The 18,426-nt window shown below is 61.3% G+C and carries 20 protein-coding genes and 1 pseudogene; 1 reads left to right on the plus strand and 20 read right to left on the minus strand.

Annotated features, from left to right (window positions below):
• Nucleotides 1-74: 74 nt before the first annotated feature.
• Nucleotides 75-1,193 (minus strand): annotated as a pseudogene (locus RI103_RS37815) (ATP-binding protein).
• A 131-nt stretch (nt 1,194-1,324) separates the two neighbouring features.
• Here RI103_RS37815 and RI103_RS37820 point away from each other — a divergent pair.
• Complete coding sequence (locus RI103_RS37820; RefSeq protein WP_310819704.1) at nt 1,325-1,723, plus strand: response regulator; 399 nt, start codon at nt 1,325-1,327, stop codon at nt 1,721-1,723.
• A 316-nt stretch (nt 1,724-2,039) separates the two neighbouring features.
• On the opposite strand, the gene RI103_RS37825 is transcribed toward RI103_RS37820, so the two are convergent.
• The 19 genes from RI103_RS37825 to RI103_RS37915 all read right to left on the minus strand — a co-directional run bounded on the left by RI103_RS37825 (nt 2,040) and on the right by RI103_RS37915 (nt 18,421).
• On the minus strand, nt 2,040-2,354 hold the full coding sequence (locus RI103_RS37825; protein ID WP_310819705.1) for a TrbM/KikA/MpfK family conjugal transfer protein: 315 nt from the start codon (nt 2,352-2,354) through the stop codon (nt 2,040-2,042).
• An 11-nt stretch (nt 2,355-2,365) separates the two neighbouring features.
• Nucleotides 2,366-2,818 (minus strand): hypothetical protein, encoded by a 453-nt coding sequence (locus RI103_RS37830; RefSeq protein ID WP_310819706.1) that lies wholly within the window; start codon nt 2,816-2,818, stop codon nt 2,366-2,368.
• Nucleotides 2,818-3,531, minus strand: a complete 714-nt coding sequence (stbB, locus tag RI103_RS37835; RefSeq protein ID WP_310819707.1) for a StbB family protein — start codon at nt 3,529-3,531, stop codon at nt 2,818-2,820. Before stbB ends, RI103_RS37830 begins: the two co-directional genes overlap by 1 nt.
• Before the next feature lie 76 nt (nt 3,532-3,607).
• Nucleotides 3,608-5,284 carry an LPD7 domain-containing protein gene (locus RI103_RS37840; RefSeq protein WP_310819708.1) on the minus strand — a complete coding sequence of 559 codons (1,677 nt, stop codon included), beginning with the start codon at nt 5,282-5,284 and terminating at the stop codon, nt 3,608-3,610.
• Nucleotides 5,281-7,062: a type IV secretory system conjugative DNA transfer family protein gene (locus RI103_RS37845; protein WP_310819709.1), complete on the minus strand. Its 1,782-nt coding sequence runs from the start codon at nt 7,060-7,062 to the stop codon at nt 5,281-5,283. Before RI103_RS37845 ends, RI103_RS37840 begins: the two co-directional genes overlap by 4 nt.
• 2 nt (nt 7,063-7,064) lie before the next feature.
• Nucleotides 7,065-7,388 carry a hypothetical protein gene (locus RI103_RS37850; RefSeq protein WP_310819710.1) on the minus strand — a complete coding sequence of 108 codons (324 nt, stop codon included), beginning with the start codon at nt 7,386-7,388 and terminating at the stop codon, nt 7,065-7,067.
• A gap of 89 nt (nt 7,389-7,477) precedes the next feature.
• Nucleotides 7,478-7,768: a hypothetical protein gene (locus RI103_RS37855; protein ID WP_310819711.1), complete on the minus strand. Its 291-nt coding sequence runs from the start codon at nt 7,766-7,768 to the stop codon at nt 7,478-7,480.
• Nucleotides 7,765-7,992 (minus strand): DUF3717 domain-containing protein, encoded by a 228-nt coding sequence (locus RI103_RS37860; protein WP_310819712.1) that lies wholly within the window; start codon nt 7,990-7,992, stop codon nt 7,765-7,767. The genes RI103_RS37855 and RI103_RS37860 overlap by 4 nt, the downstream gene beginning before the upstream one ends.
• A complete protein-coding gene (locus RI103_RS37865) occupies nt 7,989-8,252 on the minus strand; it encodes a hypothetical protein (RefSeq protein ID WP_310819713.1) in 264 nt (87 codons plus the stop codon). Before RI103_RS37865 ends, RI103_RS37860 begins: the two co-directional genes overlap by 4 nt.
• Nucleotides 8,249-9,286 (minus strand): P-type DNA transfer ATPase VirB11, encoded by a 1,038-nt coding sequence (virB11, locus tag RI103_RS37870; RefSeq protein ID WP_310819715.1) that lies wholly within the window; start codon nt 9,284-9,286, stop codon nt 8,249-8,251. The genes RI103_RS37865 and virB11 overlap by 4 nt, the downstream gene beginning before the upstream one ends.
• Before the next feature lie 54 nt (nt 9,287-9,340).
• Nucleotides 9,341-10,000 (minus strand): hypothetical protein, encoded by a 660-nt coding sequence (locus tag RI103_RS37875; protein ID WP_310819716.1) that lies wholly within the window; start codon nt 9,998-10,000, stop codon nt 9,341-9,343.
• 11 nt (nt 10,001-10,011) lie between these two features.
• Nucleotides 10,012-11,244 (minus strand): TrbI/VirB10 family protein, encoded by a 1,233-nt coding sequence (locus tag RI103_RS37880; protein ID WP_310819717.1) that lies wholly within the window; start codon nt 11,242-11,244, stop codon nt 10,012-10,014.
• A 126-nt stretch (nt 11,245-11,370) separates the two neighbouring features.
• Nucleotides 11,371-12,261 (minus strand): TrbG/VirB9 family P-type conjugative transfer protein, encoded by an 891-nt coding sequence (locus tag RI103_RS37885; RefSeq protein WP_310819777.1) that lies wholly within the window; start codon nt 12,259-12,261, stop codon nt 11,371-11,373.
• A gap of 17 nt (nt 12,262-12,278) precedes the next feature.
• Nucleotides 12,279-13,136: a type IV secretion system protein gene (locus tag RI103_RS37890; RefSeq protein ID WP_310819718.1), complete on the minus strand. Its 858-nt coding sequence runs from the start codon at nt 13,134-13,136 to the stop codon at nt 12,279-12,281.
• A gap of 301 nt (nt 13,137-13,437) precedes the next feature.
• Entirely contained in the window at nt 13,438-14,310 is an 873-nt protein-coding gene (locus RI103_RS37895; RefSeq protein ID WP_310819778.1) for a type IV secretion system protein, read from the minus strand.
• A 69-nt stretch (nt 14,311-14,379) separates the two neighbouring features.
• Nucleotides 14,380-14,625 carry a hypothetical protein gene (locus RI103_RS37900; RefSeq protein WP_310819719.1) on the minus strand — a complete coding sequence of 82 codons (246 nt, stop codon included), beginning with the start codon at nt 14,623-14,625 and terminating at the stop codon, nt 14,380-14,382.
• Nucleotides 14,615-15,388 (minus strand): type IV secretion system protein, encoded by a 774-nt coding sequence (locus RI103_RS37905; RefSeq protein ID WP_310819720.1) that lies wholly within the window; start codon nt 15,386-15,388, stop codon nt 14,615-14,617. The genes RI103_RS37900 and RI103_RS37905 overlap by 11 nt, the downstream gene beginning before the upstream one ends.
• 25 nt (nt 15,389-15,413) lie before the next feature.
• Nucleotides 15,414-17,984 (minus strand): transporter, encoded by a 2,571-nt coding sequence (locus RI103_RS37910; protein WP_310819721.1) that lies wholly within the window; start codon nt 17,982-17,984, stop codon nt 15,414-15,416.
• On the minus strand, nt 17,984-18,421 hold the full coding sequence (locus RI103_RS37915) for a VirB3 family type IV secretion system protein (RefSeq protein ID WP_310819722.1): 438 nt from the start codon (nt 18,419-18,421) through the stop codon (nt 17,984-17,986). Before RI103_RS37915 ends, RI103_RS37910 begins: the two co-directional genes overlap by 1 nt.
• Between the last annotated feature and the right edge of the window lie 5 nt (nt 18,422-18,426).

Genomic DNA, 18,426 nt, shown 5'->3' on the forward strand with positions numbered 1-18,426 from the left:
GTCAATGGTGTTCACCGACTGCGCCCATCCGGCATCCGCGCTGGAATTGATCTGCGCGTACGGCATCACAAGTGCTATTTGTGACGGGGCAGGCGCACAGAGAACACTGTTTCTGTCTCGTCCGACCGCACGTTAACCTCGCCCCCGTGGGCCTTGGCAATCTCGCGGGCGATATACAGCCCGAGCCCCAGACTGCCGTCGGCATTGCCGCCTTTATTTTGCGGGCCACGCTGGAGCGGATCAAAGATGCGCTCAAGGGCCGAGCACTCAATGGCAGCTCCATTGTTTTTCACCTCCAGCCGGATATCCGAACCCTCGTCGGTTACCGTTACAGCCACCGGCCGGTCATCCGCTCCGTACTTAATCGCATTCAGAACCAGATTGCCAAGCAACTGCTGCAAACGCCGGCCGTCCCAAACACCCGTGCACTCATCTGCCACGTCCAGATCAACCTGACGGTCCGGATACGCTGCCCGCAACTGGTCAATCTCGTCGGCAAAAATCTAAGCCAGGTCAATATCGGTCGGCGCGATATTGATGCTCAAGCCTAGCTTGGTTCGATTGAAATCCGCCATATCGTCAAGCAGCGCCTGCATGCGAGCGCCGCTTCTGATCAATCGAGACGCTGCGACCGATACTTTTTCACCGGCATTCAACGCCGCCAGATAAGTCGCTGTTATCCGGACCGTCTGGAGGGGACTGCGCATGTCGTGCCCCAGCATCCCAAGGAACAAATTGCGAGCCAGATCCGTCTGCGCACTAAAAAAGCCTACCGACTCAGCGATGGCCTGGTCGATGCCCTCATTGAAACGGACGATGTCCTCGACTTGATGCTCGTCGGGCCCACCTTCCTCGATCCACAGTCGAAGTACGCTGGAGCGCAGCGCGCGGTATTCGGCCGTCAGTTGATTGATGTCAAAACCACTTCGCGCACGCAGAAGGGCGTGCGTTTGTGCGGCTGTCTCTGGAGCCCCAGGAGGCGCAGGCATGTGCCCCTCGGATCTTTCAATCTGGTCCGTCCTGGTTTGGGGCGTGGAAATATCCTTTGCCACGGCCTCCAGAATTTGTTGGGCGTGGTCCCGCAAGGCTAGCGGCCTCATGTCTGTCGCTGCCGGTGAGAGTGTGCTGGCAAACGCCTCCCATCGAGCCACAATGGCTTCCATGTGTTCGAGGATAAAGTTTGCTAATCGCATGTGTACCCCTTGTGGGACGGGAAAGATCCCGTACGAGTTATTTTTGCGGAATGTCTTGCTAAATAAAAGCAAACTCTGCGCCATTTGCTCGGGCTCATGAATTGCGACTCACATAGCAATCGGAGAAGTCAATGGCCAACCCAAACGCCGCGCGCCTGCTCATAGCCGACGATGACCCGAACATATTGGCCGCCTACGTGTTGTTTTTCGCCGATCGCGGTTACGACATCCGGACCGCGAGAGACGGAGCGGGTGCGCTTGCGGAATACCATGCATGGCGCCCAGCCGTTGTGGTTCTCGATATTCAGATGCCCGCTATGGATGGGCGGACGGTGGCAAGGGAGATTCGACGCCAACAATCCAAACCGTTTCCCTTGCTGGTCGCGATTACCGCACTGTCATCGCCCTCTGAGCAGGCCGAGTCAATCAAGTCCGGCTTTGACCACCATTTTGTAAAGCCTGCTGACCTGCTTGTAGTTCTGGCGGCGATTGCCGCCCCCCGCACAGGCCCCAGCGGCACGGACGCATGATGGTCCACTCTGCATTGAGCGGCCGATTTTCCGCGTTTCCATTGGATTCACTGAAATGGCGGGGAAGCACCAGCCCCATTTCTTCCGGAATCCACTCTGAGCGATGCCAGTCTAACCTTCAGTGATAGCGGCTGGGCGTCGGCAATCATGCGCGGCGGTTGGCAACGATCTGCACGACTACGCCGACCGGCCGGTCATGGCCGAACCCGGAAGCCTGCTATCGCGTGCTGTCGACTGCGGGACGTAGCCCGCACCGTAAAAAAGTCCTGACTTCCGAGGGCAAGATATTGTCAGGATCTGAGAGAGCGGCTACGCGTCACGGACCAGATTGAACGTTTCCGTACCGGTCGTTCACACCTTTCTTCGTATCCGGTCCAGCGCTCTGGCACTGGTTCGTGAAATCGCTACGGGCATTCGACGTGCCTGTCTCATCGAAGTGACCGTGGCGAAATTTCACGATGGAAAAGTAACCCGTCATATAATTATTGCAGTCCCCGCCGGCACTTCCATCGGCGATCAAGCCGGCGAGACACAGGACGGCACCGCAGGCGGACGGGTTGTCGTCGTCGGCCAGCGCCACCGTCTGGGTGGCGACCGCGCTGCAGATCAATATTGCGATCATTCGTTTCATGAGTTCCCCTGTCAGGTGGTCAGAAGGCGCAGCACCGCGAGGGCTCCTACCGTGAGCGCCGCCGAGCCAAGCATGGCGATCACGGTCCATGCGGCCAGTTCGATTCTGCCGATGCCACGGCCGCGGCCGCGCTCTTCGCGCAAGATATCTCGCAGCAGATCGCGGCTTCGTCCGTTGGCTTCGTCGTATTGCCTGAGCGAGATCTCGCCTAGCAGTTGATCGCGGGCCTCCGAAAACCGCCCCGCTTCGGCCAGCACATCGGTGCTCGATGCTGCGAACTGGTTGAGGAACTGCTCGTAGCGGGACGTGAAGCGCAGCAGCGTAAGTTCACCGTCGTCCTTGAACTGCTTGCCCGTGGTATCGAGCAGCTGGGACAGACCCTTCACGTCCCGTCGCAGCATCGATAGCTCACCCAGTACTGCGCCGATCAGTTCCTCGCGGATCGAATCGTCCGAAGCGCCCATCAGTGCACCACGAGTTTGAAGACTGCGTCCAGTTCGGTGGTGACCCGCGTGGCCAGACGTTTGATTGCAACCAGTTGGCGAATCTGTGCAAGATGTTCCTCGGGCTCCCCGCTCTCCATTGCTTCGGCGTTCATCGCGACATAGTCGGTCGGATCGTTGCGAATATCGATGATGGAGCGATCGAAAGCCTTGATCTTTTCGTAGATAGGGTTCTCATACATCACTGCATCGCGATTCAAGACAAAATTGCGGTTTCCCGCGTAGTAGTCAAAAATTTTTGAGAAAGTCTTTGACACGTCGTCTTTCGGGTTGACCGTGTTAAACACGATGCGAATGCGGTTTGCCGGCACACCGATTTCTCCGGTGAGTGCGCGCAATGTCGAAATTGTGTCGACCTGTTGTTTAAGCGCAGGAACGGTCGGTACCACGAAGGCATCGAAGTCTTCATGAGAACCGTGATAGTCACGCATCAGCGAGACAAAGTCTTCGACGTTCGATGCCCCGATATCGACCACGGCATGCCGCAAGGTCATGAGTTTGTCCTGCAGTTCTCCAAACTCCTTCCCACGCATCGCCGATCCTTTTTCGCTGTCGTCTGAGTTGATCGACTCGACCGGAATCACCTGAGCATCTTCCAGCCGTGGCGCGAGAAGGTGATGTGCAATGGTGCTCTTGCCAACGTTGCCGGAGAAATTGATTACGGCGATCTTCATGATGGTTTGCTCCTGTTGTTCGATTCGACGATCACGGTCGCGAGGCGATCGCGGCCGCCCGTTGTTCTGCGCCGCTTTATGGTTCCATTTCGAGCGTCGGCCCGTCGTGTTCGGCGGTCTGCGACTGCGGGTCCTGTCCGCGCTCCGGCGTCGCCGGTTGGGTGCCCTGCTGTGCTGCGTGAGCCTGGCCTCGCTGCTCCCGCTCGATCTGCTCGCGCACGGCCGCGATCGTTGCTTCGCTTACCTGAGGCATGGGCACGTCCAGTGGCCGGTTAGTTGCGCGCGCCTCAGCCACGGCGCTTTCGAACTCCCCCATCAGCTTCTCCTGCTGCTGCTCCGGCAGACCCTTGATCTCGTCACGCAGCACCTCGCGCGCGGCCTGCGCCTTGATGCGCTCGCGTGCTTCATCGAGTGTCTTCTGCTGTTCCTTTGAGTATTTCCAGTCTCCGCTCAGGAACCGCTCACGCGCCTCATTGATCTGTCGGCGCTCATCAGCTTCGCGCCGCGCGCTGGCCAACGCTTCTCGCTGCTCGCGCGTGGCCAGACCCGGCACATCGGGAGAGAACACCAGCCACTCGTTGCGCCGGCTCTCGACTGACTTTGGAGCGAGCTCGGTACCCTTCTCGTCGAACTGGCGCTGCTGCGCCGTTACCGTCTTGCTGCCGCCCTTTTCCAGCTCGATCCGCTGACCGGGCTGCACACCGCTCTCGCCGATCGCGCGCTCGAGGTCCAGCCCCCAGACGGTGCGCTCGCCGTCCTCTGTCCGCACGGTCGCGTAGTAGCTGTCGTTCTGCTTTTCATCGTGGTTGAACGGGGCGGGACCGTGCGCCACCAGCACCCCCGCCGTGACACCGGCCGGCGTTGGCGTGCCCTGAACGGGAGTCGCCGGCGCAGCTGCAGACTGTTGCGTGGCGGTCGTCGGGTTGCCTCCGGGCGCGGCGTTTTCACGCCCTGTTGTGGCCGTTTTCGCCGACCCCGGCGCTGCGGGTTGCTTTTGCCCCGCTGCATCTGTTGCCTCCATTTCATTCGTGCGCGCCTTGTCCGTGTCATTGGATTTGTCACCGGCCCCGATGCGCATCGCCTCGCGCGCAGCGGTCAGTGCCGCCCGATCCTGCGCACCAGGCTTGAAGCCACGCGTCGGTACACCGGCGAGTTCGGTCGCGATCCAAGCCTGCCGACGGAACTCTTCGCTGCCCTTAAGCTGCAGCTCACCCCAGTTCTTTGCCTTCGCGACTTCGACCATGTGCGCGATCACGTCGCGGTCCTCGCTGGCCGTCGACAGCGAGCGGCCCTTGTCCTCGAAGTGCACCGTCTCGCTTTTGCGATCGAGAAACTTGCCCTCATGCGCCACGTACCGGTTAGTGACCGACTTCGGCACGTCATAGCCGGTCTTCTCGAAAACCGGCTTCGGGCGGATGGTGTTCTCCGGCTGCTCGCCCTTCTTCCCGAGCGGTTTGCCGGTGCCGGCGGCCGGCTTCACCGCCTCGTCGGTCGCTGTGCTGGACGCTGTGTTCGTCGACGGGTCGCGCTTGAGCAGTTTCTCGACCTTCTCCCGATCGGCCGCGCGGATCTTCTTCAGGCGCTCTCCGGTTGCGTCATCGACCGGCGTTTCCGGGGTGCCGGGCACGGCGCCCGCGTCCGGCTCGTTCGCCGGCGGCGTGACGCGCGCGCGGATGGTCGACGCATCGTCGGCATTGGCCGCGTCGCGTTCGCGGTAGTCGATCCGGTCGGCGGGAAATTCGATCTCGTTCATACGGTCACTCCTTGCGGTTGAGGCTGTGATTGAGGTACTGCGTTTTGCGCCGACACGGCGGCCGCCGCGTCCGGCAGGACTTCTTGCAGATAAGGCATCAACTGGAACAGCGATGCGCGGATGCTGTTACGGTTGGCCAGGTGGACAGGCGCGAGCACTCCGATTTCGTGCTCCCGGACGTCACGCACGTGACCGGCCGACTGTCTGGCGGCGTCTGCGACCGCCGCTGCCTGCTGCGCACGTCGGGCCGCGTTCTGTGCCTGCCACCACTGCTCGACGTCGATCTTTGGCACGGGTGCGCACAGCTCGCGCGCGACGAACGCGGCGTGTTTCATCTGTACTTCATTGGGAAACTTCGGACCGAAACCGAACCAGGCGCGACGGCGGTTGGTCTTCTCCAGCTTCGCCATCACCCCCTGCAGGTAGGGGCTTTGCCTCACGAGCCGGTCGACGAGTTCGGCGTCTTCATAGAAAAACGCCTTCTCGCACAGGATCGGCTCGCACCCCTCCATCGTGATGATCTGTTTGTTGTGCTTTAGCGCCCGCAGCTCCTGCGGCATCATCAGTGCCCTGCCGTGCTCCGACTCATTGGTGCTCGTCGACGAACTCCGCCCGCGACTGCGGTTGCGCGAGCGAGCCATGTACGTGAAGGTCCCCAGCATCTTCGAGTACTCTTCCGATTCCTTGACCGTACGCGGCGCATACAGGCTGCGCATCTTGCAGTTGATGGCGAGCGTTTCGGCGCCGTGCTTGCCGTACAGCTTCGGATCCTCGATCTGGGACATGCCCTGAAAGATCAGCATCAGCCGGAGGTTGTAGCCAGCAATGAACGGGTTGGCCGTATCGATGATGTCAATCTTGCCGGGCGCTGCAAACTCGTCCAGCACGAGCGCACACTGGTATTTAAGTGCAGGATTCTCGGCAGGGAGCTCGCGCGTGTTCAGGTCGATCAGCTGCGAGAAAAAAAGATTGACCAGCAGCGCGCCGGCCTTCAGGTCGCCCGGCTTGATGCCCACGTAGATCGACATGCGCTTTTTGCGCACATCCGCCAGATCGAAGTCCGAGCGGCTGGTTGCCGCGTCGACAACCGGATTGCTGAAGACGTTCAGCGGCGCGGTCATCGTCGATACGATGTTCGCGAAGGCTTCCTTCGACTGCGACAGAAAGCGGTTCAGCGCGTCGAGACATTCGAACGTGAGCGCCGGCAGCCCGTCAGTCGCGTGAGCTGCATCGGCGCGCGTGCTGACGATCGACGAGATGTGTTCACGGATCGCCCTGCCCTTGCCGGAGGCCTGTCGCAGCACCTCGCCGAACGTGCACGGCAGCGAGGGCGTTTCCAGCAGATACAGCACGATACCGATGAACAGGTTGCGGGCATTGTCGTTCCAGTACTTCAGACGTGCGTCGACGTTGGACGGATACAGGTGTTCGCCGATCGTCATCACGTCGCCCACGCGCGTGTATGGCGCACGGCGCTGGATGTATTCGAGCGGGTTGTACGCGTGCGAGCGGCCTTCTTCCGAGAACGGCGCCCACAGATAGGTTTCGTGACCGCATGCCCGCCGATAGCCGGACGTATAGTGGTAGTTCTCTTCCTTGATGTCCTCGACCACGACGGAATCGGGATAGGTGAGAAGATTCGGGATTACGAGCGATGTGCCCTTGCCGGAGCGGGTGCCGGCAGCTGTCATCAGGAAGTCCTGGCCGTAATACTTCAGGTATTCGCCCTTGTACTTGCCGACAATGAACGGCGGATACAGATGTTGTGAGGTCGTCATGGTTATTTCTTCTCCAGCAGGCCCGCTTTCACAATGTCGTTACGGGTTGCGAACCGGGCCTCGCCAAACTGCGCGAGGCGCTTTCGGCCCGACACGAGCGCCATCGTGATCACGACCACTGGCAGGCCGGTGACGACCACCGACAGCAGCGTGCACACCTTGAGCGCGCGCACCACCGCAGGCACGTCGCCGTAGGCATGCCAGTAGTCGTACAGCGTGAAAACGCCCGCGCTGCCCTCCGGCAGCTTCTGCATCTTCGCCAAAAGCTGGCCGCCGGCGAACTGGCCGAGGAACGCGAAGCCGCACAGGATCAGCAGGAAGACCACGACGGGGATCAAAATTCGAAGCGGCTTTGGCATGGTCGGTCCTCAGTGCGCGGCCGCGTCGATAGCGGCCTGGAATTTCAGATGCGTTGTCATGCGGCCATCTCATGTTGTTGCAGATGCGCGCTCAGGTCGCGATGCAGGCGCATCGCGTCGCGCACGTTACCGAAGGGTCCGTGGAACTGGTTGCTGTTGTCCGCCGTACAGCGATTGATCGGCTCCCACAACAGGTAGTGCCACTCGCCATAGACTGAGTACCGCGCGATCGTCCAGCCCGACGGGTGGACCAGCGCAAAGTCGCCGGACGGTCGCCATTTACACTGGCTGTCAGCGTGCGAGTCCGCGGCATCGGCAATCGCGGGAACCGGAAGATCTGCCTTCATTGCGGGAACTCTCTGAGTGGATCGGCGGACAGGATCCGCAAGGCGTCGCGCTGCGCGTCGTCCAGCCCCGCGTCGGTGATACCCTTACAGCCGTGCACGATCACGGCGCCGTAGAGCCGCGCCAGCGCGCGGACCTCTGTGCTGGCAGCAAATGCTTCGTCCGACGGCGAACGCATGCGCCATCCCTCGATCGCCGCCTCGATATCGCTGATCGCGAAGTTCATACACGGTCCTCCCTGGGGACGAGCCAGTGCGCCGTGAAACCGCGCGCCCACGACGCCGCATAGACAAAGCACACCGCGAGCACGCCGTACTGATGCGCTCGCCACGCCATGTCGAACCAGAACGGCTGTGCGGCCAGCCCGAAGATGCAGGCCCAGCGCCGCCAGTGCGGACGCCGGTCCTGCGACAGAAACACGGCGAGCGCACCGCACAGGCTGATCGCGATCTGTTCGATCATCTGCGCCGCGGCATCGGCGCTCATGAGACACAACCCAGCAGCTGCGCCTTGCCGATCGGGTCGTACCAGATCTCGGCCAGTCGCCTGTTGCGCATGAACAGGACGAAATCCACCGTGACCCGCACCTGATCCATAATGAATTGCCAGTCGAGCGTCTGGCCGACCGCGCTCTGCTTGACTAGCGTCGCGATGCGCGAATGGGCCGAACGTGCATCGTTGCAATGCACCGTCGTGATGCCGCCGGGTTTGCCCGTGTTCAGCAGCGTCAGGTAGTCCCATGTTTCGTCACCTCGCAGTTCGGCGAGAAAAACACGATCGAACGTCATGCGCAGGGTGGAGCGCACCAGTTCCTTCGCCGGCAGCGTGTCGCTGAAGAACATATGCACGCGGTTCGGGTGATTCGGCAGCGATAGCTCCGGCGTGTCCTCGATCGTGCCAATCCGCTCATCGGACGGCACGATGTCGGAGAGCGCCTTGTTCAGTGTCGTCTTGCCTGAGTCAGTGCCGCCGGCGAGCGCAATGTTCAACCGGTTGGTCACCGCCAGATCGAGCATGCGCCTGACGTTGCGCTGACCCTGCGCCTCAAGCATCCCGAGCTCGAACGGCTGCAGGTCGAGCCCCGGTGGCATGTCGCGGCGCGGCGAGACGTCGCGATATCCCTCAAACCATCCGTTGGTCTCATACTCATCAGCTGTAAAGCGCACATTCGACGGGATACGGATGGTGATCGAGATAGTGTCCTGCTCGCAGGCCGGCTGCATCAGAACGTGCCCGCGTTGCCCATCGGGCAGCACCACCGGGTGAATGGGCTCCTTCGTCGAGAACTTGCCGCCCTTCATCACCGTCAGGGCGTTCGCGAGCTTGAAGCACGCGTCGAGCGAGCAGGCAGGCGCGTCGTGTCGTCGCCATCCGGCACCGCCCTTTGTCCAGATCTCACCGGGACGGTTGATCGCGACCTCGGTGAGGCTACCGTCGAAGAAGTTCGAGATGCCCATCTGCTTGAGGAAGCTGCGGGCGATCGTGCCCTTCTCGATCACATCGATTACGACTGCACTCATTCGTAGTCCTTTCTGGATTAGGGTCACATCCGTTCATCAAAGTGCCGCGTAGGTTCAGCGAGGCGTGGTGCCCGAATCCTGCGGCTCGATCTGCACTGACACGCGATACGCGCGTCGATCGTCCGGCACGCTGCTGGCAAGCTCGCGGAGCGTTTGCGCCGGCGACGTGGAAACCACGGTTGCGCTCAGAGGCGCGGCAGGCCGGGTCAATTTCCAGGCCGCACCGCCGATCGCCACTGCGCAGAACCCCGCTGCAAGCAGGACGCGCGATGTGCGTGGCGCCTGGCGATCGTAAATTGCCGGGATCTCGACGGGTTGACGGTTAGTTGCGCGCGTTTCCATTGCGTGATCGACCGCGTGATTGACTAGCTCATCGAGCGACGGCAATGCGCTGTCGCCCCATTCCGAAATCGTCAGCCCGATACGGGCCCCGACGTTACGCAGCAGGGTGCGCCGCAACGGCGCTGACATGTCGTCGATCCGGCACCCGTCGAGGGTCATGCAATCCTCAAACGCGTGCTCGTCGGCGATCTGCCGAAGTGGCAAGGCATCAGGAACCACACGCGCACGCCGTGCATCGATCCGCTCGGCCAGCTGTCGGATCGTGTTGCCGTAGAAACAGAAACGCAGGGCGTCGCGCAGCTTCGTCTCGAACATGTCGCGATCGAGACCATGCAACGGGAAGTCGTTCGGGTAGGTGATCTTCAGGTTCATGGGTCCGCTCCTCATTGCTGCCCGTTCTGGCCAACAGGGTTGCCCTGCGAGTCGACGTTCTCGTACACGCCGGTCAGGTCAATGTCGCGCGCCACAAAGATATTGATTACCGAGCCCTGGTTCGAATAAGCTGTCGGCGGGATGTTGATGGTGTTACGCAGCGTCTCCGCAGCCACATCCTGCGTGGCGTTCGAACTGTTGGAGAACGTGATTTGCTGGCCAGACCCGGTTGCCTTGTTCGCCAGCGCCTGGCCGAAATCGCCGATCAGGCTCACCATCAGTGCGCCCTTGAACCGCAGCCAGAAGTGCTCGTCAACGTAGGCCGGAATGCCGGCGGCACCCAACGGATCGGCAGCTGGCGAGTTCAGTGGAATGTGTACGTCGCCGTCGTCGATCTCGTCCCAGATCGCGCCGATCACGCCCTGCCCCTGGATCACCGCATCGCGCTGCTCGCCCTTCGCCATTGCACCCTTCCGAACGAGCAGCGTCGTGCCATCGTCGGACCACACGTCCTGCGCGATCGGGCACCCGATCAGGCCCGGCCGATCGGTACGGATCGCCGTCGACTGGCCACAGCGGATCATCGTGTTGCGACTGAGCAGGTAGTGTCGGTTCGGCCGGAACGATGCCTGCATCGGCTGCAGCTTTGACGGTTGCAAGGACTGGTCGATCGCGGAGCCCTTGCCGTCGCCCGCGTCCGCCTTGCTGGTTGAGCTGGGCGCACCGCCTGCACTGCCGCCGCGCAGCGCTGACATGCCCATCGACTTCGCCAGACCTGCCAGACCACTGGCATCGTGGCCGACGGCTCCAGTGCTACCACTGTCGCTGTCGCCAGTGGCTTCATTTGATGCCACGGAACCATCTTTGCTCTGGCCGGAATCGTTGTTGCCGCTCGCGACGAGCACGCTGCCCTGCAGGCGGCGCTCGGCCGGCGTGAGCGGCCGCGGCTGGTTGCTCACGGCCACCGCCTGTCCGTTCGTCTGCGATGCCGCGCCGGCCGGCGTCGCGAGGTGGGAATTCCCGGCAGCGGCGGTCGCGGCCTCCGACGCTGCACGGGCCTGATCTTCCGCGCGTTTGATACGTTCCTTCTGCGTCTCCAGATCCGCACCGGCGTCACTCGCGCTGCTGTCTTTCGGTTTTGTCAGCGCCGCCTGTTTCGCGTCCTGATGCTGCTGGAACAGGCGCTGCAGATAGATCGTGACGCCCGATGCACCCAGCGCAATAACGGCGAGCGCGACCAGCACCAGACGCAGCTTGCCCACGCGCGTTTTCCGACGGCCCGGCAGGTCGAGCGAAGGCTGCGGGCCGACGTCGGTCGACGCCGCATGTTCCATTTCGTTTCGTTCAGTCATACCCTGTTCGCTCCCTGATCAGTTCGTCGATGCATCGGTATGGTCACGCGCGATGCGCGCGCTGCCCGGTACTGACGAGCCCGCACGGTTGTATTGACCATCAGGCGAATAGCCGTCGTTGCGGATACCCAGCACTGACTGACCGTAGCGGATGACAAACGACTTCGACACTTCGTGCACGACGACCGTATCGCCCTCCATATGGAAGTTCGCCGTCGCCTCGCCGCCGTCGGGAAGCTTCGTGAAGATCGTCGGCAGATCACGCGCGGTTGAGTACTTGAAGTACGTGAATCGGCCGTCGTCCCACAACGCGGTCGGCGCGAGTGCACGATCGCCGCGCATCATGTACTGGATATTGGCCGCAGAAACCAACGCCACAGGAGCGAATTTCGGAGCGCCCACGCTGCTCACGATCGATGCGGGAATGGCCGGCCCATTGCCCTGTTGACTGCCCAGCGCAGCGCTTACCGCCTGCTCACGGCGCAGCTGCGCGCTCGCCGCTTTGGCACGCGTGTCCGGATAGTCGAAACGCAGTATCCATGTCGCGGGCTGTGCGGCGGACACGTCGACAAGCGAGAGCGGATAGGTGCGCCGGTTGGTGACCAGCAGAAGATTGGTTTCCGGCTGCGGCGCACCCGGTTTAAGCATCGCGCCACTGTCGTTGATGGCCACGTGCCAGGCCTTGCCGTCTCCAATGCCCTCGCCGCTGTTGATGATGTGTTCGCCTGGCTCAAACTGGATCATCACCGCACGCCCCGGCATGGTCGCCACACGATAGGCCTGGTCCGGATCGTAGGTCGCGCACTGGATGTGCGGGTCTGAACCGCAGCTGCGCGGCGTTTCGAGCGCTCGCACGTGGATCGGTACCAACGCGAAGCTTAGTGCGACGGCCGCTGCGCCTGCTGACATCCGGATCGTTCGTCCTTTCATGCTCCACCTCCGGCCGCCGCAGAGCCCGACGCCGACCCCGACCCCGACGTAGCCCCGGCATCGGCGGGCGCCCGGGTCCAGTCTCGCGTGACCTCGTAGCTCGTGCAGCGAAAACCGTCCGCGTTGAGATCCTGCTGATCCTGCTTTTCCGGTACGTTCACACGCTCGAATGCGACCGTCGCAATCCAGTACGTCGGATCCGGCCGTTTCGCTGCCGGATTCAGCGGGACCAGCTGACGCGAGAAGAACACCTGCGCGGCGGGTGCGAACGTGATCGAGCCGACGTGTGCGATGACCCGCGCCTGATCCTTCAGAAGCTTGAGCGGGCCCACCGGGCCGCGCACCAGCCCGTCATAGGCTTCCTTCTCGTGATCGTCGCTCATGAACATCACCGCGGCGTGCGTGTCCGAAATCGTCTCCCAGTCGTAGCTCTCGCGCAGTTCGACGTAACGGTGCAGATCCGCGCGATTGGTCTTTTCCGAAAACGTAACGTGTCCGTTAGCTGTTGTCGGCAGCACGTCGACCTTACCGGTCGACGAGTCCACTCGCAGCACGGCGGGTGGGTTCGGCCGCTTTAGGAGTCCTAAAGCTCCCATGCCAAAAACAGCGGCGAGAGCGACAACTCCCGAGAGCACCGAGCGCCGGTCCGCGATACGGGCCTTTTCTTCGGCTGCTTCGACCTTCGACTTCTCGAACGCCTGTGCCTGTTTCAGGTACCAGCTGACCGCATCGCGCTCACCCGACTCAACATCGCTCACCGGCGCGTCTGCTCCCGCGATCGACTCTGCCGGGCGTCCCTTACGTTTGCGCGCGGGCGTTGCCGACGCAAACCATTGCCTGATAGTCGATGTCATCCTGTTCCTCACTTCGGTTCCGTAGGAGCCGACTGCTGCGCCAACGGTTGATTGACGGGTACCCACTGACCAGTCGGCTCGGGTGGCTTCGGCGCCGAGCTGCACGCCTGCAGTGCGAAGGCCATCAGCAAAATTGCGACGGGAGATTTCATGGTCTCCGATTCTCCTTTAGGTTGAGCGAATAGCACGTACTCTGTGGTATCTAGTAAAACAGCTTGATCGATACCATCGCACCGATCGTTGCCACCACCGCCGCGATAAGCCACCAACGTGCGATCGTCCTGAATAACCTGACCATCTTTTACGCCTCACTCAAGCTACCGCCGGTCTTCGGCGATCCGCCGCCGCCCATTTTTCCAAGCGAACCGGCAAATCTCGCGACGCTACCCAGCTTGCCCACCATCGTCGAGATACCGACACCGCCCGCGAGAGACGAAGCCAAACCCGGCAGGTTAAGCGAGATAACCCAGAAGGCCAGCCCCATGATGTCCAGGTCGATGACCTGCGCAATAGAGGGGGATCCGTTCAGCGGTACCACGCCCATCGCGAAATTGACTTCGAGTGCACATGCAGCCGCGAAGAGCGCGACCAGCAGGGTGTAGTTCATGCATTGACCGACCCAGTTCCAGAAGAACTGTCGCGATGGCGGGAAGAGCGCCGCTGAGATGAACAACGGACCGAGTGCGAGCAGAAGCCCAAGCGCAAACTTCGCCAGAATGATGTACGCAATGGCTATCGCCATGAACGGGCCACCGAAAATGATCATCAGGGCGATCGTCCAGATGGCCGCAATAACCTTCAGGCCGGACGCCTGCGCATAGATCTCCTGGGCTGCATGGATGTATGCATTGAGCAGGTTGTCGAGACCGGACACCGGGTTGCTACCATTGGTCAGCGCGCCGGCCAGCTGCTCGCCAAGACCATTAAAGAACGGAACGACGTACTCGCTGTAGAACTGGATGTTCATCCCGCAGGTCAGGATGACCGCCCAAGTCGCCATGCGCATCAGGAAATCGTTGATCGGCTCGTCGTTGCGCCCTTGCCAGTACGTCCAGAGAATCAACAGGACATAGATGCTGAAGCAGGTGGCCATCAATGGCGAGATCAGCGCAATGATGTTGCTCGAACCGGTCGAGACCGTGTTCAAAACGTTCTTGTCGAACGAATTGGTCATTGAGGTGAAAAGCTGGACGTCTGCCACGGATAACTCCTGCTTCGGTCAGTGATTGATGGACGCGCCGGATTACTTGAGCCCGGCCGCGCGGGCTTTGGCATCGTCGCTTGCAGCGTTGATACCCTTCGCCTTACGCTCAGCGGCAAGCTTCTCGGGCGTCGTGCCGAGAAACGCCGCATCGAACTTCAGATCCTGCTGCTGCTGTTGCTCTTCCTGCAGGTTGTGCTGGTGACGATCCCACGCGAGGTATCCGAGGTAGCCGGCGATCGCGACCAGCAAAGCGATGATTGAACCAAGAAGTGTCTTATTGACCATTGGTTTTCCCCAGGAATGCGTTGTCGAATTCACGGTCGCGCTGCTGTTCGGCAAGCTGCAGCTCTGTTTTCTGCAACTGCGCGGTGAGCTGCAGGCGCGTCTGGTCATTTGTCACCATCGCCTCTTCCGCGGCCATTCGGTTTTGCAGATCAGCCTTTTGCGCCGGATCCTGCGTCATGTTGGACTGCTGCATTAGCGCCTGGATGTTGTTCAGGCGCGCCATCGTCGCGCTGTACGCCTGCTCGTTCATCGCCTTGTTGGCCGCGAGCGTGTCGTAATAGCGCTGTTGCCCAGTCGTGCTGGCGCCGGTCATGCTTTCCTGCTGCTCGATCGACCGCATCGACGAACTGACGCCCGAGAGACCGCCGTTCTTCGCCTGGTCGTAAATGTTTTGCCACTGTTCCGGAAGGTAGTTACGCAGCGACGCAGCGTTCATAATGTTGCCGAAACTGCTGTTGCCAGTCAGCGCACGGTACTGGTCTTCCTGATTCTGGATCTGCTGCCCCAACTGCTCAACCTGCATCATCTGTTGCGCGAGCTCCGCCGGCGAGATGGTCGGCACACCCTGCGCGTGAGCCTGCGAAAACGCACACGCGCACACCAACGCGGCCAGACTGCGGCGCGGCCAAAGCGTAGAACTCGGCATATAGGCAAAGATGCCCATGCCAGCGCGCATTGATCGAGCCCGCAGCGCCTCGCGAAGGTTCCGGATCGCTCGGTCAACCGGCCGGCGTACGGCCGGATAGAGATCGGTGCTGTTCATCGTTCCCTCCCTGAGTTGCAGCACATCAGGCAAAAACTTCGTCGTCAACCGGCTGGTCAGCCGGTGGATAAATCTGCGCAAGCTCGGCACGTTTGCGCTCGAGGCCGTGCTGCAGCTCGGCGGACCACAAACGCTCATCGGCGCCGTGCTTCGCCGCGAGCCGCGTGCGCAGCTTGCGTTCGAACACGCGGTACAGATGGACGGGTAACCAGACGTCCGGATCGTCGCCAAATTCGGCGCGCACCGCGTCGCAGATCAGTGCGTTCTCGCGATCACCAGAGAACACCGCAATCGCATCGTCCAGGCCGCTCAGGTCAAAGCTGGCGAAGGCCGACTGGTTGCCCTGCTTGATAAGGAAACGGCGCGACTGTGGCGTGAGTTTTTTGAATTCCTTGAACTCCTTGCGGCTCATGCCGTCACGCAGATAGGCCTCTTCTTCGGCCGCCGGATCGGCCAGCCAGATCTTCGTGGCGACCAGACTGCGCAGCGCGGGAAACAGGTCTGCCGCCCGCTGCGCCTGTTCCGGCTGTTGCGTGATCAGGCCCATGAATTCCCCTTCCTTACGCCCGCTCGCCAGCGTTTCCTCAATCTGTTCGCGGATCGTGCGAAAGCGCAGTGGCAACCAATATTCTTCGATCACCGTGAGCATCAGGGTGCCTTCCCGACGCATCAGTTTCTTGAGATGGAATAGGTAGGCAAACGCGGGCTCTGACGGCTCGTAGTTCTCGACAAGAAATGCCTCAACGTCGAAACCGATCCAGCGTTGCTCGCTCATGTTCAATGAGAGATTGGGCGGGTTATCGAACACCCACCAGAACCGGCCGCCCTCCGACTTGCACCAGATCGACAGACGTGCTCGCAGGCCGTCGTCGCCTTCGTCCGGAATGCTGTCCAGTAGCAGGCTGAAGCGGCGCAGCCGAACGTCATCAACCCCCATTACCGCATCGACGGCGTTGCGGCAGTGAATCTTCTCGCCAGCCGTCAGGTCAATCCTGATTGGCTTCCCCTGATGGTCGACACCGTTCTTGCGGCCGCACAGTTCGACGAGCCCGTACAGGAATTCTCGATTGTCTGGTGTGTCGGTGAGCTCGAACGGCGCCCATCCGGTCGGCTTGCCTTTCTCCAGATAGACATAAGCGCCACCCATCGCGCGGATGAACACTTCCCAGCCACGGCCCTTGTCCAGCACGTAGAGCATCGGATCGAAGCGGGACAGCATGCCAGTCGCCGCTGCGATGACCGTAGATTTCCCGCTGCCCGTCGTGCCTTTCGCTTCAAAATGCCCGGCGACCTTCTCCGAAACGTTGATGTCCCCCAGCCGGCTCGCGTGCGAGCTGTAGTTGTACACGCCCGAATCCGAGCGAAACGGAATGACGGCTGACCCGTCACCGATCGGGTTACCTTCCGCCTTGCCTGACGAGTAGTCATGGCACGTGTACATCGCCGCAAAATTGCGCGAGGATTGCACTTTCGGACGCGGTTTGACCGCAGCGCCCGGGACCTGCGAGAAGTACGTGAACGGAGCAGAACCCGTCGCGGGCGACCATTCAATCCCACACTCGTTGCGTGAGCGCGATGCAAACCTGTCGGCGTTCTCCAGCGCTTCTTTCGCTGTTTCGCCGTAGATAACCGCCGCGCCGTGATACTCGCCGAACGACAGTTCACCCGTGTTCACATAACCCTGTGCGTCGCGCAATTCCTTGACCTGATGCTTGGCCTTGTCACCTGCCGACTCCAGCTTGTTGATTGCCGAATCGATGGTCCGGTTGGACTCGAAACCCGTCATGCAGTTGAACGTATGCGTAATCGTGAATTCCATGTTCAACGTGATCAACGGGTCGAGCTGGCCCCAGCCCGGTTTCTCCGGGCAACTGCGAAGGTCGAGGCAGGTTGCAACGCGCCGGTACGCCGGCACGTCGCTCGCCCCGATCTCGAGCGTGTTGTACCCAAAGTGCAGATGGCTCGACGGGATGACATCGGTGCCGGGTTCCGCTGCGACCGGCAGATCGCCAGACTTCCCATTGACGAGATAACTGACGAGCCCATACAAGGGCGAGAACAGCATCTTCGTGCCGTTCATGTGCTTGCGCTCGTACATTTCAAGCAACTCGGCCTCATACCCGGCGAACTGCAGCAGCGCCTGTTGTGCGAGAGACCCGATTTCTTTCAGCCCGTCGTCGAACTCCTCGTATTTGAGGATCAGCGACAGGTAGTAACGGTTCTCGAAGAACTTTTCGTCTCCGAAACGTCGCCCGATGTACTCGCGTACGAACCACTGCAGGAAGCATTCTTTGAAACGGTACACACGATCAAAACTCACGCGCTGTCGCACAAACGTTGCGTGATAGCCAAGGCGGCCACCCAGGTCGCGACCAAGCTTGCTGTACGCTTCCGTGTCACGATCGAACATGCGCTCCATCGCGACGTTCTCGTGCACCTCGAACGGCACGCCGCGCATGGCCAGCATCACCATGAACCGGTTGCCCTCCAAGTGCTGTACGTGTTTCGTGACCGGATGCCCGTACTTCGGAATCCAGTCGTCCACGGTGCCGATCGCGCCGAGGATGTCGCTGGTGACGGCGGGTCTGCTCTGCATCAGGCCTCCGGATCGAGCTCACGCAGTCGGCGCTCACCCTTGGACAACGGTTTGAAAAAATCGCGGTAGACGCGGCGTTGCCGTCCGTATCGCAGCGGCGCGAGCGTGGCGGTGTTGCCGAAGCGCGGGGCCGCTCGCCCGGCATTTAGCCGCGCGCGGACCCGCAGCTGCCAGAAGTAAAAGCGGCATCGCAATTCCAGCCACATGATCCGCAGGCCCTGGTCGTCGGTTTCGCAGATGTGCTTGAAATACAGCAGCACCGGAAAGCCCAGGAAAACGAACAGCAGACCGCCTGGTCCGACGAAGAAGGAAACCAGCACGCCGACAAACATCGACGCGACGACGACAACCAGCATCGCCATGTAGGGAACGCCCCAGATGGCTGCCGTGCGGCCAAGGCCGTTGAATCCGGGGTAGCGGGTTTTTTCGTCCGACATGGCGT

The organism is Paraburkholderia sp. FT54, assembly GCF_031585635.1.
Taxonomy (GTDB): domain Bacteria; phylum Pseudomonadota; class Gammaproteobacteria; order Burkholderiales; family Burkholderiaceae; genus Paraburkholderia.

What these genes read in the sequence shown, in the direction of transcription:
- RI103_RS37820 (WP_310819704.1), top strand. Translation starts at nt 1,325, where the DNA reads ATGGCCAACCCAAACGCCGCGCGCCTGCTCATAGCCGACGATGACCCG.
- RI103_RS37825 (WP_310819705.1), bottom strand. Translation starts at nt 2,354, where the DNA reads ATGAAACGAATGATCGCAATATTGATCTGCAGCGCGGTCGCCACCCAG.
- RI103_RS37830 (WP_310819706.1), bottom strand. Translation starts at nt 2,818, where the DNA reads ATGGGCGCTTCGGACGATTCGATCCGCGAGGAACTGATCGGCGCAGTA.
- stbB (WP_310819707.1), bottom strand. Translation starts at nt 3,531, where the DNA reads ATGAAGATCGCCGTAATCAATTTCTCCGGCAACGTTGGCAAGAGCACC.
- RI103_RS37840 (WP_310819708.1), bottom strand. Translation starts at nt 5,284, where the DNA reads ATGAACGAGATCGAATTTCCCGCCGACCGGATCGACTACCGCGAACGC.
- RI103_RS37845 (WP_310819709.1), bottom strand. Translation starts at nt 7,062, where the DNA reads ATGACGACCTCACAACATCTGTATCCGCCGTTCATTGTCGGCAAGTAC.
- RI103_RS37855 (WP_310819711.1), bottom strand. Translation starts at nt 7,768, where the DNA reads ATGAAGGCAGATCTTCCGGTTCCCGCGATTGCCGATGCCGCGGACTCG.
- RI103_RS37860 (WP_310819712.1), bottom strand. Translation starts at nt 7,992, where the DNA reads ATGAACTTCGCGATCAGCGATATCGAGGCGGCGATCGAGGGATGGCGC.
- RI103_RS37865 (WP_310819713.1), bottom strand. Translation starts at nt 8,252, where the DNA reads ATGAGCGCCGATGCCGCGGCGCAGATGATCGAACAGATCGCGATCAGC.
- virB11 (WP_310819715.1), bottom strand. Translation starts at nt 9,286, where the DNA reads ATGAGTGCAGTCGTAATCGATGTGATCGAGAAGGGCACGATCGCCCGC.
- RI103_RS37875 (WP_310819716.1), bottom strand. Translation starts at nt 10,000, where the DNA reads ATGAACCTGAAGATCACCTACCCGAACGACTTCCCGTTGCATGGTCTC.
- RI103_RS37885 (WP_310819777.1), bottom strand. Translation starts at nt 12,261, where the DNA reads ATGTCAGCAGGCGCAGCGGCCGTCGCACTAAGCTTCGCGTTGGTACCG.
- RI103_RS37890 (WP_310819718.1), bottom strand. Translation starts at nt 13,136, where the DNA reads ATGACATCGACTATCAGGCAATGGTTTGCGTCGGCAACGCCCGCGCGC.
- RI103_RS37895 (WP_310819778.1), bottom strand. Translation starts at nt 14,310, where the DNA reads ATGACCAATTCGTTCGACAAGAACGTTTTGAACACGGTCTCGACCGGT.
- RI103_RS37900 (WP_310819719.1), bottom strand. Translation starts at nt 14,625, where the DNA reads ATGGTCAATAAGACACTTCTTGGTTCAATCATCGCTTTGCTGGTCGCG.
- RI103_RS37905 (WP_310819720.1), bottom strand. Translation starts at nt 15,388, where the DNA reads ATGAACAGCACCGATCTCTATCCGGCCGTACGCCGGCCGGTTGACCGA.
- RI103_RS37910 (WP_310819721.1), bottom strand. Translation starts at nt 17,984, where the DNA reads ATGCAGAGCAGACCCGCCGTCACCAGCGACATCCTCGGCGCGATCGGC.
- RI103_RS37915 (WP_310819722.1), bottom strand. Translation starts at nt 18,421, where the DNA reads ATGTCGGACGAAAAAACCCGCTACCCCGGATTCAACGGCCTTGGCCGC.